At 28.4% G+C, this 18,233-nt stretch carries 13 protein-coding genes; 8 read left to right on the top strand and 5 right to left on the bottom strand.

Annotated elements, in window-relative coordinates; all coding sequences use genetic code 4:
• Positions 1–106: 106 nt before the first annotated feature.
• From ACXYRK_RS02195 to ACXYRK_RS02175, 5 genes are read right to left on the bottom strand one after another with little or no spacing between them, the layout of a single operon-like run.
• Entirely contained in the window at positions 107–3,052 is a 2,946-nt protein-coding gene (locus tag ACXYRK_RS02195; RefSeq protein ID WP_458617870.1) for an AAA family ATPase, read from the bottom strand.
• Positions 3,039–3,749, bottom strand: a complete 711-nt coding sequence (gene rnc / locus ACXYRK_RS02190; RefSeq protein WP_458617869.1) for a ribonuclease III — start codon at positions 3,747–3,749, stop codon at positions 3,039–3,041. Before rnc ends, ACXYRK_RS02195 begins: the two co-directional genes overlap by 14 nt.
• Complete coding sequence (gene plsX / locus ACXYRK_RS02185) at positions 3,742–4,710, bottom strand: phosphate acyltransferase PlsX (protein WP_458617868.1); 969 nt, start codon at positions 4,708–4,710, stop codon at positions 3,742–3,744. Before plsX ends, rnc begins: the two co-directional genes overlap by 8 nt.
• On the bottom strand, positions 4,710–6,335 hold the full coding sequence (locus tag ACXYRK_RS02180; RefSeq protein WP_458617865.1) for a DAK2 domain-containing protein: 1,626 nt from the start codon (positions 6,333–6,335) through the stop codon (positions 4,710–4,712). Before ACXYRK_RS02180 ends, plsX begins: the two co-directional genes overlap by 1 nt.
• Positions 6,335–6,631, bottom strand: a complete 297-nt coding sequence (locus ACXYRK_RS02175; RefSeq protein WP_458597549.1) for a hypothetical protein — start codon at positions 6,629–6,631, stop codon at positions 6,335–6,337. Before ACXYRK_RS02175 ends, ACXYRK_RS02180 begins: the two co-directional genes overlap by 1 nt.
• Positions 6,632–6,727: 96 nt before the next feature.
• On the opposite strand from ACXYRK_RS02175, the gene recO reads away from it, so the two are divergent.
• The 8 genes from recO (at position 6,728) to lepA (ending at position 18,230) form a co-directional block, all read left to right on the top strand.
• Entirely contained in the window at positions 6,728–7,399 is a 672-nt protein-coding gene (recO, locus tag ACXYRK_RS02170; RefSeq protein ID WP_458617863.1) for a DNA repair protein RecO, read from the top strand.
• A 102-nt stretch (positions 7,400–7,501) separates the two neighbouring features.
• Entirely contained in the window at positions 7,502–9,157 is a 1,656-nt protein-coding gene (locus ACXYRK_RS02165; protein WP_458614581.1) for a hypothetical protein, read from the top strand.
• Between the two features lies 1 nt (position 9,158).
• Positions 9,159–11,546, top strand: coding sequence for a S8 family serine peptidase (locus ACXYRK_RS02160; protein ID WP_458614582.1), 2,388 nt, complete (start codon positions 9,159–9,161; stop codon positions 11,544–11,546).
• Between the two features lie 18 nt (positions 11,547–11,564).
• Positions 11,565–12,857, top strand: a complete 1,293-nt coding sequence (locus tag ACXYRK_RS02155) for a hypothetical protein (protein ID WP_458617862.1) — start codon at positions 11,565–11,567, stop codon at positions 12,855–12,857.
• 241 nt (positions 12,858–13,098) lie between these two features.
• On the top strand, positions 13,099–13,512 hold the full coding sequence (rpsL, locus tag ACXYRK_RS02150) for a 30S ribosomal protein S12 (protein WP_435129073.1): 414 nt from the start codon (positions 13,099–13,101) through the stop codon (positions 13,510–13,512).
• 34 nt (positions 13,513–13,546) lie between these two features.
• A complete protein-coding gene (gene rpsG / locus ACXYRK_RS02145) occupies positions 13,547–14,017 on the top strand; it encodes a 30S ribosomal protein S7 (protein WP_435129070.1) in 471 nt (156 codons plus the stop codon).
• 18 nt (positions 14,018–14,035) lie between these two features.
• Positions 14,036–16,126: an elongation factor G gene (gene fusA / locus ACXYRK_RS02140; protein ID WP_458617860.1), complete on the top strand. Its 2,091-nt coding sequence runs from the start codon at positions 14,036–14,038 to the stop codon at positions 16,124–16,126.
• Positions 16,127–16,415: 289 nt separating this feature from the next.
• Positions 16,416–18,230, top strand: a complete 1,815-nt coding sequence (gene lepA, locus ACXYRK_RS02135) for a translation elongation factor 4 (RefSeq protein WP_458614584.1) — start codon at positions 16,416–16,418, stop codon at positions 18,228–18,230.
• The last annotated feature ends 3 nt before the right edge of the window (positions 18,231–18,233 follow it).

Raw genomic sequence — 18,233 nt, 5'->3', positions numbered from 1 at the left:
AAAATATGAAATAATTAAAAATTTTGCAATAAAATATGTTGTTTTTGTTATAATTTTTCCTTCTTTTTCTTAAATAAAATCTAAGAAAAAGAAAGATTTTTACATACTATACACTTGGTGTATTTTCTTCTTGGGTTGCTAGTTTCTTAGCATCTTCTAATTTAACACTGAAAAAGCTAGTAACTCCGCGTTTTTGCATTGTTGCACCAAATAAAGCATCTACTCTTGACATTGTTCCTGGGCGGTGTGTGATAACTAAAAACTGGGTTTGTTTTTTAAGTTCTTGTAAGTATTCAGCATATCTAACCACATTTGCTTCATCTAAAGCTGCTTCTACTTCATCCAAGATACAAAGTGGTAATGGACGAGCTTTTAAAATTGCAAATAATAATGAAATTGCAATTAATGATTTTTCTCCACCTGAAAATAATTTAAGATTTTTAACAGATTTGCCTGGTGGCTGAGCAAAAATACTAATTCCGCTTTCAAGAATGTTTTTTGGATCAATAAATTTAACTTTCGCACTCCCTCCACCAAACATTGATGAAAATACTTTATGCATCTCAATGTTAACATCATCTACTATGTTAGTTAAACGAGCAACAATTTTTTTATTCATTTCTGAAATCGCTTCATCACATAAACGTATTGCTTCGGTTACTTCATCACGGTTTTTGGTATTAAATTCATAACGTGATTCAACTTCTTGTAGTTGTTCAATGGCTTCTAAATTAACATTTCCAAGTTCTTGAATTTCATAACGCAGTTCCTTTACTAATTCTTCGGCAGCAACTGGTGACATATTTAATGGATAATGTTCAATTGCATATTCTAAAGTTAATGCATAATGTGAACTAAGACGTTCTTTATGTTTTTCGAGTAAGTTTTTAGATTTTTCAAATGCAGCAGTTTTTTCACGAAATGATTCGTTAAGGGTTTTTTGTAATTTTGAAATTCTTTTGTATTCTTCTTCTCAACCTAGTATTTTTGCATCAAGTGCTTCTTTGATTTGTGTATTTGAACTAATATCAAATTCAAGTAGTTGCAATTGCTGTTGTAGTTGCGCAATAGTTTGTTCAGAAACATCTAATTCGCTGATTTGCTCGTTATTAGCAGATGAAATTTGTGTTTGTAATTTATAATTTTCAATTTTACCGAAAGTATCTTTAACTTGGTATGATAAATTAAGATATTGTGAGTTATAAGAAGCCTGATAAGTTTTTTGTTGTTGTAAACTTTCGTTATCTTCTAAAATAGTTTTTGTTGTTTGTGCGATAACATTTTTAATTCCTGGAATCAAGTCTTTAAGTTCTTTAATTTTTTGATCAAGACCTAAAATATCTTCGCTAGCTTCAACAGTTCCACCAACCATAACTCCACCAACACGCACGATGTCACCATCTGTGGTAACTACCATATATTTTTTTTCAATAATTGTTGATATTTCATTGGCTGATTTAATATCAGAAACAACTAATACATTACCTAATAAAAATTCATTTAGCACTTGATATTTATTATCAATTTCTACCAAATCCTTAGCCACACCCACAAAACCAGGGTGATTTCGAACTACTAATAAATAATCATCACGGATAAACTTACCTTTAATTGAAGCAAGAGGAATAAATGTTGCACGACCCCCGTTATTTTTTTTAAGGAAATTAATTGCTTTAACAGCTGTATCAGAATGATCAACTACTATATGCTGTGCAGCATTTTTCAAAATTGCTTCTAGTGCAGGCAGAAATTCATTAGGAATCTTAATTAAATCTGCTACTAGTCCTATAAATCCCTTAAGTAATGTTTTATTTTCTAAAACTGTTTTTGTTCCTTTGTATAAGTTAGTAAAATTATTTTTCTTTTCTTCAAGAATTTCAAGTTTTGAAATTAATTTAGTATATTTGTTCTCTAAATCCTTGACTTTTATATTACCATTGTTAATTTTACTTTCTAATGTAGTAATATTTTCAGTTGCATGATTTCGTTTAGTTTCCATTTCAGATAACGATTCACTTAAATAACGATATTTTTCTTGCAAAGTACGTAATTCACTTAAAATCGCTGAAATACGCTCTTTTTCATCGAAATTTCCTTGTCCACTGGCAATCATTTCGCGACGAGCCCGGTCTGCAGAAATGGCTTTTTCGATATTATTAATGCGTTCTGACAAACCTTGTTTTTTACCTGAATCACTTGATAACTTTCGGTTTATTTCAATAACTTCATCGCGTTTATTTTTAATTTTGATATCTAATTCTTCAAGTTGACTGTTATATTGTTTATCAGTTTCATCAACACCTGAAAGATCTTCAGTTAATGTTTTAACTAATTCACTATGTTTTTTTATTTCGTGTGCTAAATAGCCTATTTCAACACTTTTCAACTCTTCGGCCATCTTTTTGTATTTTAGTGCTTTTTCAGCATGAATGCGTAATGGAGCAAGTTGTTTTTCTAATTCTTTGATTGATACTTCAACCTTTCCTAAGGTTTCTTGGGCTCGTTCGAGTTTTTTTTCTGCTTCTGCTTTACGGAATTTATATTTAGAAACCCCGGCTGCTTCTTCAAAAATTAATCTGCGATCTTCATCAGATGAGTGTGCTATATCCGAAACGGTTCCTTGCGAAATAATCGCTAACGAACTTTTTCCTATTCCTGTTTCCATAGCAATTGCTTTAATATCTTTGTGACGGCATTTTTGGTTATTGATATAGTATTCATTTATCCCTTTACCACGCTCTAAAACACGAGTAATTGAAATAACATCTGAATCAACCGAACTAAGACGATCCTTGTTGTCAAAAGTCAATGTTACTTGTGCTTTTTGCATCGGTTGCGCAGTTTTTGAACCAGAAAAAATAACATCTTCCATTGAATCACCACGTAATTCTTTTGAACTTTGTTCCCCTAAAACTCAGCGGATTGCATCGTTAATATTACTTTTACCAGAACCATTGGGTCCTACAATACCTGCAACTCCACCATCAAAGTGTAATACAATTGGATCTGCAAAAGATTTAAATCCTAATGCTTCTATTTTAATTAATTTCATCATTTCCCTTCATTTTCATTTTATTTAAGGCTGCTCTTGCTGCATTTGTCGTAGCTTCTTTTTTAGAAGCGCCACTTCCTATTCCATAAATCATATCATCATGAACGGCTTTAGCTATAAAAAGCTTATCTTTTTCTTCAAAAATATAATGAATATTATTTTTACTAATACTTTGAAAATATTCTTGAAGTTGTGTTTTAGGATCCTTATTACTTTGAAATACATGATGTCCATCTACACTTATATTGCTTGCTAGTAGGTGTTTTTGCACAAATCATCAAGCCTTTGACATCCCTTGATCTAAATAAATTGCTCCTAGAAAAGCCTCAAAAATATCAGCTTGTACTTTTGGTGAATCTAAAACATCTGTATGCATTTGTCCATTTCCAGTTTTTAAAAATTTTAAAAGTCCAATGTTTTTAGAAACTGCTCCTAAGGTTTCGGTTTGCACCGCTGATGCTCTCCAGCGCGAAAGTTCACCTTGAGATTTATTGGGAAACTTTTTATATGCATAAATTGCTATCATAAACGACAACAGCGAATCCCCTAGATATTCAAGCCTTTCATAATTTTCTAACTTAGTTTTATCATGTGTGTTATATGATTTATGAGTAGTTGCTAGTTGATAAAATTCTATATGGTTTGGTTGTATTCCGATATTAATCAAAAAATCAATGAGATGTTGTTGTTTAAACATTTAATGCTACCTTTAGTTTATTCAATAAATCCTTAGAAATTGCATTATGCATTTGTTTTAGTGCTATATAAATAGATAATTCATCTGCTGCACCATGGATTTTTAATGCAAGGGCATTGATACCTAAAACTCATGCATTAGCAACATTTCGAAAGTCAAGTTTTTGTGCTATTTTTTTAAAACTAGGTTTTAATAATAATGCCCCTAATTTAGCAAAAAAACTTTGTTTAACTCGCTGCTTAATTGCTTGTTTGAAACTTATAACAGCACCTTCATAACTTTTAATGACTAAATTTCCACCGTATCCATCAATTAATCCTACATTTATGTTTCCTGCAAGCAAGTTTCGTGTTTCAGAAAAACCGATATAGTTAAGTTTTTGATCCGATTCTATTAAACTTTGTGCTTCTCTAACAACTTGCAAGCCTTTGTATTCTTCAACCCCGACATTTAGCAGTGAAACAGTTGGATTTTGCTTATTAAACATTGTTGTATGAAATGCTGATGCTAATTTTGCTCACTCATATAAATATTCGGATTTTACTTCAAGGTTAGCTCCTACATCTAATAATAAAAGTTTTTCATCATTCAAACAAGTAATAATCGGCATAAAAGCAGGCCGAGAAACATTATCAATACGTTTTAGTTTAAAAGTCAGTGCTGCAATATAACTTCCTGAATCACCCCCTGAAATCACTCCATCAGCTTTATTTTCATTAATAATATTAATTGCTGCATTCATCGAATTATTTTCTTTTAAACTTGCCCGAATATTTCTTGGATCGCTTGGTTTATTTGGATTATAAATTATTTGGATATTCGGGTGTTTGTTTATAGATTTATCAAAGTTACCAACTAAAATAATTTGTACATCTTGATAATCATTAACAAATTTTGCTGCTGCATTATAAGCAACATTAACACCTAAATCTAATCCATTTGCATCTAAAACTATTTTCATTATTCAACTCCTATTAAGAATTGATAATTAGGTTGATTACCTTCAACTACTTCTATTTGTAAATCATAATTTGCTTCAAGGTAATTGCTTAATTCTAAAAGTGTTGCTGTATCAACATCATCTCCGTAATATAATGTTATCATTTGAGATTGTTTTTTTACCATCTTAGAAATTAACTTTTTAAAAGTTATTGTTAAATCGCGTTCTGAAGCAACAATTTTGCCATCATGAATACCTAAATAATCACCTTTTTTTATCACAAGATTATTTATCTTTGTTTTACGAACTGATTTAGTTATTTCACCAGTTTGCACATCAGATAAACTATCTAACATTAATTCTTCATTTTCCTTTGCACTAAATTCTGAATTAAAATTTAAAACTGCTGTTAAACCTTGAATTTGGGACTTTGTCGGAATGACAATAATATTTTTATCTGTGACAACTTGCGCTGCTTGTTGTGCTACTAAAATAACATTAGAATTGTTAGGTAAAATAAAAACATTTTTTGCATTTACCTTAGCAACAGCATTAATTAAATCTTGAGCAGATGGATTTTGGATTTGTCCAGATTCAACTACAAAATCAGTTCCTAATTCCTGCATTCTTTTGATTATTCCGCTACCTAAATTACATGATACAAGTCCACATTCAGCCATTTCATCAGATGTTTTTGCATAAATTGATTTGGAATTGTTTGCTTGCAAAGTCATATTTTCAGATTTTATTTTAATAAATTCACCATATTTTTGTGCTAGAGTTAAAAATTCTCCAGGTTTAACTGTATGACCATGCACCTTTAACAATTTATCATCGTTAACTATTACTAGTGAGTTTGCTATTTCTCCCATTTGTTTTGAAAAAATATTTTTATCAAAAGTATGTGGATTATTTAAATCAACTAAAACCTCAGTGCAGTAACCAAATTCACCTGAATATATTTCACTATCTGAAACCAAAACCGATATATCATCTCCGTTTTCACTTTTTTCAACCGGGTTTCCTTTTAAATATTCAAAAAAACCTTTAAAAATGATATATAAACCTTCTCCACCACTATCAGTAACTCCTACTTCGCGCAAAGTTTTTAATTTATTTGGTGTTTCATCACAACTCTTTCGCGAAAAATCTAAAACCTTAGTTCAAAAATCAAGCAAGCTCACTTCCGTTGCTTTCAAAAATTCTTGGTTTAAATTTTCTGATGTTTCTCTGATAACAGTGAGCATTGTCCCTTCAGCGGGATTAAAAACCGATTTATAAGCACGGTTTGTTGCTTCTTGAAAGGCGATTAATAACTGTTTTAAATCTAAGGATGCTAAACCAGCACAAGCAAGCGAAAATCCTTTAAAAACCTGTGATAAAATCACTCCAGAATTACCACGAGCTTCATACATCATATTTAAGGCAAGTTGCTTAGTAACTTCAGAAATAGGTAAATTAAAATAAGATTCATCTAATTTAGCTATTGCTGCAGAAATTGTCGATGACATATTAGTTCCTGTATCTCCATCTGGGACTGGAAAAACATTTAAAGCATCAATGCGATTCTTAGCATTAACTAATGCATTTGAACCCGAGAGCATCCCTTGTAAAAAGGTTTTACTATCCAGCAAAATTTTTGACATTATTTAATCCCTTCAATGAATATTGTTAACTTGTTAAATTTTAATTTATTTTTTTTCATTTCAAACGCTAACCTTTGATGAAATTCTGCGATGATGACTTTTGCAAAAACATCTGCTATTAAAGAAACTGCGATAAAAAAACTATATCCTTTCGGTGTTTGAATAATATTAACACGATCTATTAGTTCTGTTGTATCTGTAACTATATCATCATCAGAAAGTGGATTTATTTCCTTAATTCCAGGTATTGATTCAGCAATCTTTAAAAACATCTCTTTGATTTTTAACAATTCCATTATGCCTACTTTCGATATAATATGCAAATATATCTTAAATATTATTGATTATATTTTATAATATTATTAATATTTTTTAAGAAATTAAGGAGCAGAATGGCACTTTTAGTCGCAAAGGCAATTGTATTAGAAATTATTGAAAAATCAGAAAATGAATTTTATGTGACTTTTTTTAACGATAAAGGTGTTTTAATTCTTTTTGCACAAGGGTTAAATAAACAGTTATCTAAAAATCGTAGCAACTTACAAATTGGTTCATTGGTTGAAATTGAATATTTTTCCACAAGATTAAAAGGCAGAATAGGTAGATTAAAAAGAGTAAATTTATTGCATATTTTTAGTATTACCAGTTCTGATACAAACATCTTTCTGCTAAAACTTATCAAACTCTTTAAAAACTTGAAAATACCAAATCATATTTTTAATTTTTACACTTTAAATATGGATAAATTTAAAAAAGACAATTTAAAAAAATATTTATGTGTTTTTTATGCACAAAGTAGTGTATATTTTGGTGTAAAACCTAGTTTTAATAAATGTAGAATATGTCATCAAAGGAAGAACCTTGTTGATTTTAGCATCCTTGAAGGTGGTTTTATTTGCTCGAATCATAATCTTAATGATACAAAAAACCAAGAACAATTACTTTTATATTGATACTTATATTATCAACCTGAAAAATATGTCAAATTAGTATCACAAACAGAAAATATATTGTTGCTTAATCAACTCAAACACATAATTTCCGAAGCAGGATACTATTTATAAGAAATAATTTGTTTTATGTAAATAGTTACATATATTTTTATTATTTATTTTCTATTTTAGTAAATAACTAGTCGTTTTGAATAAAATTTATATAATTTAATTATGATAAAATATAGCATTAAAAAAATAAAAAATTTGTTTATTTTACTTTTTTTACCAACTTTGTTAACTTTAATTTCTTGCTCGCATAATCAAAATAATGAAGCAAAACTAAGTCAAAACATACATAATGAAAAATCAAATATTTCATACAATATAAAGAAAGATATTTTAAGGAAACTTTTAATAAATTCTACAAAGAAAGCTATGGAATTAGATAATGATAGCAAATTTTACAACCTTATCGATTTATTATTTTCCAATGAAATTTATAACAATAAATATTCATTTTTACTTATGGATTATATCAATAAAATGAATGAATATCATAAAAATAGTTTTAATCAAAAACAAAATAAATATTATCAATTGAAGCTTTATAAACGTGACCATCTTTATTTTAATTATCTTTCTTTTGTATATTTGTTAATGAAATATGATAATGAAAATAATCAGATGATAGATATAAACAATATGAATTATTTACAAAGTAAAAATATCAAAATTAATATAAAAGGTATCCCAAAACTTGAAATTAACAAAGAAATCTATAATTTTGTTAATAATTCATATCACTTTTTAAATGATGAATCAAATAAAGAATATCAAGATAGCATAAGAAACTTAATAACTAAAAACTTTTTAAGCAATTCATTAAATTCTTATCAACTTTATAGTATTGACTATTTAGAAAAACCAATAACAAACTATATTCACAATGATGATTTATATAATAATGAATATCCACCTTTGTTAGAGATTTCAAGGACATATGGTTTAGATAAATATGACTTTGAAGATACGCCCGATATTGACTGAATCTACTATCAGCGATATCTAAAATATGACAAAAGTAATTTTCCGGCTCTAGATGTTTTTATTAAGAAAAATAATTTGGTTTATCCTGCTAAAAATGATACTGGCACTAATCTTTTTTTAACTGACAGTACAGATTTAACAAACATAAATAATAATTATGCTTTTTCAAGAAACATAATAAATAAAATAAAAAATGTTAATGTATATAAAGTTAACTATAATGAAGTAAAAAACATCATTAAATATAAAACAAATCATACTAAAAAAGAAAGACATATTTTATCATTTGATATTAATGATAATTTAGAAAATAGTGAATTGTTTCTTTCTTTCAAATCTTATCCTATTAACAATGACACTAACATAATAGTCATAAATGTAGATAAAATAGATAAAAAATGATTTTTAAATGATTTTGTTGATTTTTTCTTGCAAAATCACACTAAAAAATCTGAAAATATTAGTTACAACTCAAAATCATCATCTTTTGTTATAGATATTACAGATGAAATAGAAAACAAAACTAATAAAAAAAATATATTTTTTGTTAACTCTTATGATTTATACACACAGAATATGAAGAAAAATGAATATAAATTCTTTATAGAAAATAATTTTTGAAGAAATTACACAATAAATAACAATATAGAGAATTTACTTGCTACATCAGATAGTTTTGATATGAGATTATATGATAAAAAGGATAATTTTAATATTTATTATAAATGATATGCCGATTCAAAAACTTTATGAAAAAAAGAAACAAATAATAACCCAAATAATAAACCATGGACAAGTAATAAAAATATAGAAATTAAAGGATATTCAGAAGAGGATTAATATGAAAAAAAATATAAAGAAATTTCTTTGGTTTTTCGGTTTTGTAAGCACAACAACAATAACTGTTTCTGCTAATACATCAGCTCAAAAATATAACGAATCAATTTACATTAATAATAATTCTTATATTAATTTAAATGTAAATGACTATAATAAATTGATTAATATGTATGTACCATATTACAATAAACTCGGTTTACGCTATGAAAGAGGTAATAGCTATTTTACAAATGAATTTGATAAAGTAGGGATTATCGAGTTAGGAAATGTCGATCAAAATTTACTTTTCTCAAAAAATCCTGATTTCAAAATTAAAAAATTTGATATTGATAATTATCAATATTCAAATCATGCATGAAATGTTGTTTCTACTATTGGTACTGATTTTGGAATCAATAAAAATGCAGATATTTATTTTTCAAATAATTTTGATATACCAGATAGGAAATATTTTGATGTGGGAACAAAAGGAGATGAAGTTTGGAAACAAAAGGCATATGATAACATTCTAAAAAGAATGTATGATAGGTATGGTGTTAAAATTTTTAATATAAGCATTGGTCAATTAGATACACCATTAGATGGTTACTTTTTGAATTTTTCAGATAATATAAAAAAATTATTCATAAATGATGTTCAAAGTTTTGAAGATAATTATACAACAGAAGAAGATGAACAAAATTTTTATGCTTTATCAAGTGCGATAATTAATTTTTATTTTGATACAAATGAGAAATTTAACCACTCTATTACAAAGAACTGAGATAATTTATTAAATGCTATTAATGAACAAGCACTAATATTTGACTGAAAAGTTATCTTCTCTGCAGGAAATTCAAGTGATGAAACAGTTGATGCATGAGAAAATCTGGATTCATATTTCGATAAAAACAATTTCTTTATCAATGATAAAGATAATCATTTAATAGACATTAATTGAAATAATGTCTTTAAAAAATTTAAAATTGTAGCAAAAAATATTTATAAAAAACATTATAGTAGTTTTAAGTTATATCCTAATTCAAAAGACATAAAAGGTATTTATTTATTATATGACTTTTTGAAAAATAAAGTCGAAAAGAATAACTATATTTATCATAGCAATACCTATGATGATTTTAATAATTGAGAGTTCGGAAACCAGTTAATAAGTTCTCGCAATATTTTTAGTGGACTCTTAAAATGAGAGAGCATAAAGAACAAAGAAAATATAATTAATGTAGGATCTGTATCATATGATAATAAACCATCCGATTTTACATCGTTTGGTAATTCTAAATCTCCATATTTGCCTTTAATTTCTGCATATGGATCAAGTTTAGCCGAAGATGAAACAAAGATTAATAAAGATAATAAAAATCATTATTCAAGCGAGGAAATTAACTCTATAAACAAAAGATTACCTGAATATTTAAAAGAGAAAATTAATTATGCAATGAATTTTAATGGGACAAGTAAATCAGCACCAATGATTACTGGTTTAATTTCATTATTACAGCATAAATTACAAAGAGAATTATCATTGAATGAAACAAAATTACTTCTGATAAGTTCATCAAATTATGCATCAACAAATACAGCAAAATTAGGTAACTTAGATGTTGCACTTAATTATAGATCTAAAATTTTCCCAAGTGAAATTTGAAGAATAAATAGACAAAAAAACAAAACTGGGTTTGGAATACCAAAATTTTTCAAAATGTTTAAGATATACAATGAAAATAAAATAGAAAAACTAGATTTCAATCTCCTCAAAAAACAAATAGATGAGTATCCATGAAAAGACCCAGAAGCAAAAAGAGATAGCTTGCCTAATTTTCAAAATCTCAATCATACATTTGTCTCTTCATATAAAAGTTTTTTTTCAGATTATATCGAAAAACAATATTCAAATACAATAAAAAAAGAATATGATAATTACAATCCATGAGTTATTTTAAAAACATATATTTTTGAAAATGATAAGAAAAAAACAATAACATGAGATAATAGAAAATTCGATGATATAAACAAGGTTTATGAACTTACAGGTTATCTTAATTCTGTTTTAAAAAATGATAAAAATGAAATAATATATAAAAAACGTTGAATGAAATGATTAAGAACAGACTATTCAAACATCGATAGAATATATTTTGGTAATTATAAATTTCTTTTTAATCCTGAATATACTTTATATATTTACCTTATCGAACTAAAACACTATATGTTAGAATATACTAATGCTTTTTATGATAAAAAACAGAAAAACGATGCTAATTATCAGCAAAATAAGAAGAATAATATATACGAACAAGAATTAAATAAAAATCTTATGATTTTAATTGACGGATACTTTGAACACATAAAAGAGAATTTAGAAATTTTGTCTTATTATGAACATAATTAAAGGTTAATTTTATTAATTATGAAAAAAAATAAATATCTTTCTCTTTTTTTGTTGTTTTCAGTTTCTTCTATTACATTAACATCTTGTGGAATAAAAAATGAATTAAAATTTGATTTATCAAAAGAACTTATAAATAAGTCAATACATTACTTAAACCAAGATGGACAAAACTTAGTTAGAAAAATTAGTGAACATAAGAATTTAAATAATGAATTTAAAAAACATATAAATTCTTTTTTAAATTCATTATCAAACTATGACAACAATAAAGAATACTATAATCAATATCTAAGTTTTCTTAATCAAATTATAGAAATACAAAATGATACATCGTTAATAAAACTTTCCGATACAGATCGCTATATCGGTGATAAAAACATCCAAGCATTTTATAATCGAAGTTATAGTTATAATATACAAAATGAATTAAATCATATAATTTCCGTTGAACACAGCGATAATCCAAATAAGAATAAAATTCCTGATATTTACATCAAAGAACTCTCAAATATTTATTCAACTATCTTTGATTATAACAATCCGTTTCTTCTTTCATATGATACAAAAAATCAAAATAATGTAGATTCTGCATTACAAAAATCTTTTTATGATGACAATTATTTGGATACAAAATGAAATTTTGAAAACAATTTTTCTCCGAGAATACTAAATCCTGAAATTTTTGATCTGAAGACAAATAAATCACAGGAAATAATAAATTATTTGGACCCGATTAATACATATTTTCCTTTTCGTAAAATTTTGCGTTTTCAAATAAATGATGATTTAAAACAAAATGATTACTATATAAAAATTCAAAAAGAGAAATTAACTAGTGGTTCTATTTTTATTAGTTTTAAATTTGTTAAACAAAATAAACCAATCAGTTTTAATAAATATATTCAGCAAAGGTATGCTAAAAAACCTTTATTTGAAGTCAATAAACCACAAAGTACCTTATTTATAGATATTTCTAGATATTTAGAAAAAAACATAAAAAATAAGATGTTATTTTATATTTTCGCTTACGATGCCGATTCAAAAAATACTGAGGAAAAAATTTATGATTCTTTCTTGAAGAATCAAAACATTTGAAAATATCAACAACCTCAAAAAGAATCCATAAGAATTTTCCATCTAGAAAACACAATAATTTCATCTGAAACCTTTGATTTTACATCTGCTTTGGTTTATAATAAAAATGATAAATTGAAACAAGAGTATTATCGATTATTATCATTATTATATAATGGAAAATCTGCGCTTTCTTTGTTTGAAAACTATAAAAAATACAACAAATCAAATCCTTAATTTGATAAATCTTTTAAAATTGGGATATATCAACCTTTTATGCATGATGCTTTATATAATAAAATCTGAATTTGAGTAATTTTGTAGTATAAAAATAATAAAATTTATATTTTGTAAATTTTTATCCCTTGTATATAGTAATAAAAAACTGTAAATATGATACACACGGAGCAGTTGTTAGTGTATAATTAAAAAGCAATTTTTATATCATTATTGTTAATATTAATTTAGAAAGGATAAAATGCCAACAACTAATCAGTTAGTTACAAATGGTCGTAGTTCAAAGGTTAAAAAGCAAAATGCGCCTGCTTTAAACCAAAGCTACAACTCATTAATTAAAAAATCAAAAAAAATGGCTTCTCCATTTAAGCGTGGTGTATGTACTCGTGTCGCAACAATGACACCTAAAAAACCTAATTCAGCATTACGTAAATATGCTCGTGTTAAGTTATCAAATACAATGGAAGTTACAGCGTACATTCCAGGAGAAGGACACAACTTACAAGAGCACTCAGTGGTATTAATACGTGGTGGTCGTGTTAAGGACTTACCTGGAGTAAGATACCATATTGTTCGTGGAACACAAGATGCTGCTGGGGTTTCAAAACGTAATCAAGGTCGTAGTTTATACGGAACTAAAAAAGAAAAGAAATAAGCATAATAATTAATTTTAAACATAAGGAGGACAAATGTCAAGAAAGAAAAGTGCACCTATCCGTGAAGTACTTGCAGATCCAGTTTTTAATTCAGTAGTTGTTACAAAATTAATTAACCAAATTATGCTTGACGGAAAGAAATCTATCGCACAAGATATTTTATATTCAGCTTTTGAATTAATCAAAAGTAAAACTAACAAAGAACCAATGGAAGTATTTTTAGCTGCTGTTGAAAATATTACACCACAACTTGAAATTAGAACAAGAAGAATCGGTGGAACTAACTACCAAGTACCTACCGAAGTTCCTACTCGCAGAAAACAAACATTAGCATTAAGATGACTTGTTCAATATGCTAGATTAAGAAACGAAAAAACTATGGATGTTCGTTTAGCAAACGAAATCATTGATGCATCAAATAAAACTGGTGGAGCAATTAAAAAACGCGAAGACACCCACAAAATGGCAGAAGCTAACAGAGCTTTTGCACACTTTAGATGATAATCAGAGTTATAAAATAATATGGCAAGAGATTATGATTTAAAAGACTACCGTAATATCGGTATTATGGCCCACATTGATGCAGGAAAAACTACAACAACCGAAAGAATTTTATTCCATACAGGTAAAATCCATAAAATCGGGGAAACCCATGATGGTGGTTCTCAAATGGACTGAATGGATCAAGAAAAAGAAAGAGGAATTACCATCACATCTGCTGCTACAACAGCTTTTTGAAAAGGTAAAAGAATCAATATTATTGATACCCCTGGACACGTTGACTTCACCGTTGAAGTTGAACGTTCATTGCGTGTTTTAGATGGTGCAGTCGCTGTCTTAGATGCACAATCTGGTGTTGAACCACAAACTGAAACAGTATGAAGACAAGCAACAAACTACAAAGTTCCTAGAATAGTTTATGTAAACAAAATGGATAAAGCTGGTGCTGATTTTGCTGCTTCAGTTGCTTCTGTTAAACAACGTTTAGGCGGAAACGCTGTTGCTATTCAGTGACCAATTGGTGCTGAATCTGAATTCAAAGGAATTATCGACCTTGTAACCCGTGAAGCATATACATATAATGGCGAACCACAAGAAGAAGAATTTGCAACAGCAATCCCAGAAGATCTTAAAGACATCGTTGAAATTAAACGTCAAGAATTATTAGAAGCAGTTGCTGCTTTTGATGATGAATTAATGATGAGTGTTTTAGAAGGACATGAAGTTGAAATACCTGCTTTCAAAGAAGCAATTCGTAAAGCAACTTTATCTTCCGAATTCTTCCCGGTAGTGTGTGGAACATCATTTAAAAATAAAGGTGTAAAAAAGATGATTGATGCTGTTGTTGATTATCTACCATCACCTGTTGATATTCCAGCAATCAAAGCACATGATAACGAGCATGAAGTTAGTGTTGAAGCAACCGATGATGGTGAATTTGCCGCATTAGCTTTTAAAGTTATGAATGATCCTTTTGTTGGTTCTTTAACTTTCTTCCGTGTATACCGTGGAGTTTTAACAAAAGGGAGTTATGTATATAACTCTACTAAGGGAGAAAAAGAAAGAATCGGACGTGTATTGCAAATGCATGCCAACAGTCGTGTCGAAATTGATGAATGTCGTGCCGGAGATATTGCTGCAGCTGTAGGTTTAAAATATACTACAACTGGGGACACTTTAGTTAATGAAAAAGGTGCGAAAATCATCTTAGAAAAAATGGTGTTCCCCGAACCTGTTATTTCTCAAGCTCTCGAACCTGAATCAAAAGTAGCTACCGAAAAACTTTCAATCGGATTACAAAAATTAGCTGCTGAAGATCCAACCTTTAGAACATATACCGATGATGAAACAGGTCAAACAATTATCGCTGGTATGGGTGAATTGCACCTTGATATTATTGTAGATCGTTTAAAACGTGAATTCGGAGTTCAAGCAAAGGTTGGTGCTCCACAAGTTTCTTACCGTGAAACAATCACAAAAACAGCAGATGTCGAAGGAAAACATATTAAACAATCAGGTGGTAAAGGGCAATATGGTCATGTTTGATTAAAATTTGAACCAAATCCTGATGGTGGTTTTGAATTTGTTGATAAAATTGTTGGTGGAAAAATCCCTAAAGAATACATTAAATCAATTCAAAAAGGACTTGAAGAAAAAATGGCTGCAGGAATTTTAGCAGGATATCAAATGATTGACATTAGAGCAACATTATTTGATGGTTCATACCATGATGTCGATTCATCTGAATTAGCATACAAAATAGCAGCTTCTAAGGCCTTAACAAAAGCAAAAGATATGATTGGGACTGTTTTATTAGAACCTATTATGGATGTTGCGGTTGTTGTTCCATCAGATCATATGGGAGATGTTATCGGTGATTTATCACGTCGTAGAGGACTGGTGAATGATCAAGAACAAAGAAGCGATGGTGCAGTTGTTGTTAAAGCAATGGTTCCGCTTGCTGAAATGTTTGGTTATTCAACCGAACTTAGATCAATGACTAGTGGACGTGGTACATATCAAATGCAATTTGATCACTATGAAAAAGCACCAAAAAACATTGCTGATGAAATTATTAAACGTAGAAATATTCAATCTAAAGACGAAGATTAATATTAACAATTTCATAAAATAATAACAAAACACAAGAAATTTTCTTGTGTTTTGTTATCTTAGATATGGATTTTATGTTTACTTACAACTTATTTCAATATCATTATATCTACTTTATTTTTAGTAGAAGACTTATAAATACATACTAATAACAAATAAATAAAAATTACTTTTTTGCATTATAATTTAAATATAAAAAAGTAACAAAACAAATTTATAATGCAACGCAAATGATACATTATACAAAATTTAATACGCATAAAGAAAGAATTTAATATAATTTAATAATATGAAAATAGACAAATCAAAAATTAAAAATTTTTCAATCATCGCACATATTGATCATGGTAAAAGTACCCTCGCTGATCGCATTCTTGAAATAACTAACACTGTTGCAACAAGAGAATTAAAAGAGCAATTTCTTGATTCAATGGATTTAGAAAAAGAGCGTGGAATTACTATAAAACTTAATGCAGTGCAAATTAAATATAAAGATTATATTTTTCATCTTATTGATACCCCTGGTCATGTTGATTTTACTTATGAAGTTTCACGTTCCTTGGCAGCTTCTGAAGGTGCTTTGTTACTAGTTGATGCAACACAAGGCATTGAGGCACAAACTCTTGCAAATGTATATCTTGCTCTAGAAAACAACCTTGAAATAATTCCGGTAATTAATAAAATTGATTTGTCATCTGCAGATGTGGAAGGTGTTAAAAAAGAAATTGAAGATGTTATCGGGATACCAACCGAGAATGCTGTATTAGTATCAGCAAAAACAGGATTAGGGGTAGATAAGTTACTTGAAGCAATTATAAAATATATCCCGTCTGCAAAAGATGCTGATGATGATAAACCATTAAAAGCTTTAATTTTCGATAGTTATTTTGATCCATACCGTGGTGTTGTAATGTTAGTTCGGATTTTTGAAGGGATTTTAAAAGTAGGTGATAAATTTAAATTTATGTCTCGAAACGATGAGAACAATCGCTATCATGTAATCGAATTAGGGGTCAGAAATCCTTATGAAACTAAAAAAGAGGTGTTACAAGCAGGTGAAGTAGGTTGAGTTTCTGCAGCCATCAGAGATGCTAAGGAAGTTAATGTCGGTGATACCATTACACATTTAGAAGAACCAACTCAAAATGCTTTACCTGGTTATAAGAAAATGAAACCTGTTGTTTTTACCGGATTTTATCCAGTTGATACACGAGATTATTCACTACTTAAAGAGAGCTTAGAAAAAATTTCTTTAAGTGATTCATCAATAAGTTGAGAACAAGAAACATCCAAAGCATTAGGATTTGGATTTCGTGTTGGTTTTTTAGGACTTTTACATATGGAAATCCTACAAGAACGATTAGATCGTGAATATAAAGTTGGTATCATTGCAACTTCTCCAAGTGTAGAATATAAAGTTACCACCACCAAAGGTGAAATAGAAATGATCGCTAATCCTACTTTACTTCCTGATCGAACATTTATTGAAAAAATCGAAGAACCTTATGTGCAAGCACAAATTTTTATCCCTAACGAATATATAGGTAATGTAATGGAATTATGCCAAAACAAGCGTGGGATATATAAGTCGCTTGAAATGATAGATTCTAAGCGTTCTAATGTAATTTATGAACTACCATTGGCTGAAACTATTTTTGATTTCTTTGACCGTCTTAAATCAACTACCAAGGGCTATGCTTCATTTGAATATGAATGATTAGGATATCGTGAAAGTGATTTAGTAAAAGTAGATATTTTACTTAACGGGGATAAAGTTGATGCTTTTTCAATTATATGTCATCGTGATCGAGCTTATGAACAAGCTCGACAATTATGTGTTAAACTAAAGGATGCTATTCCTAGACAAAACTTTGAAGTCCCTGTGCAAGCAACAATCGGTGGAAAAATTATCGCTCGCGAAACTATTAAGGCTTATCGAAAAGATGTTACTGCTAAGTTATATGGTGGAGATGTAACTCGAAGACAAAAGTTACTTAAAAAGCAAAAGGAAGGTAAAAAACGTATGAAAAAACTTGGTAGCATCGAAGTTCCACAAGAAGCCTTCTTATCAATTTTAAAAACTAATATAGAAACAAAAAAATAGGAG

Source organism: Mycoplasma sp. AC1221 (genome assembly GCF_054353815.1).
This window is presented reverse-complemented; position numbering and strand designations above follow the sequence as displayed.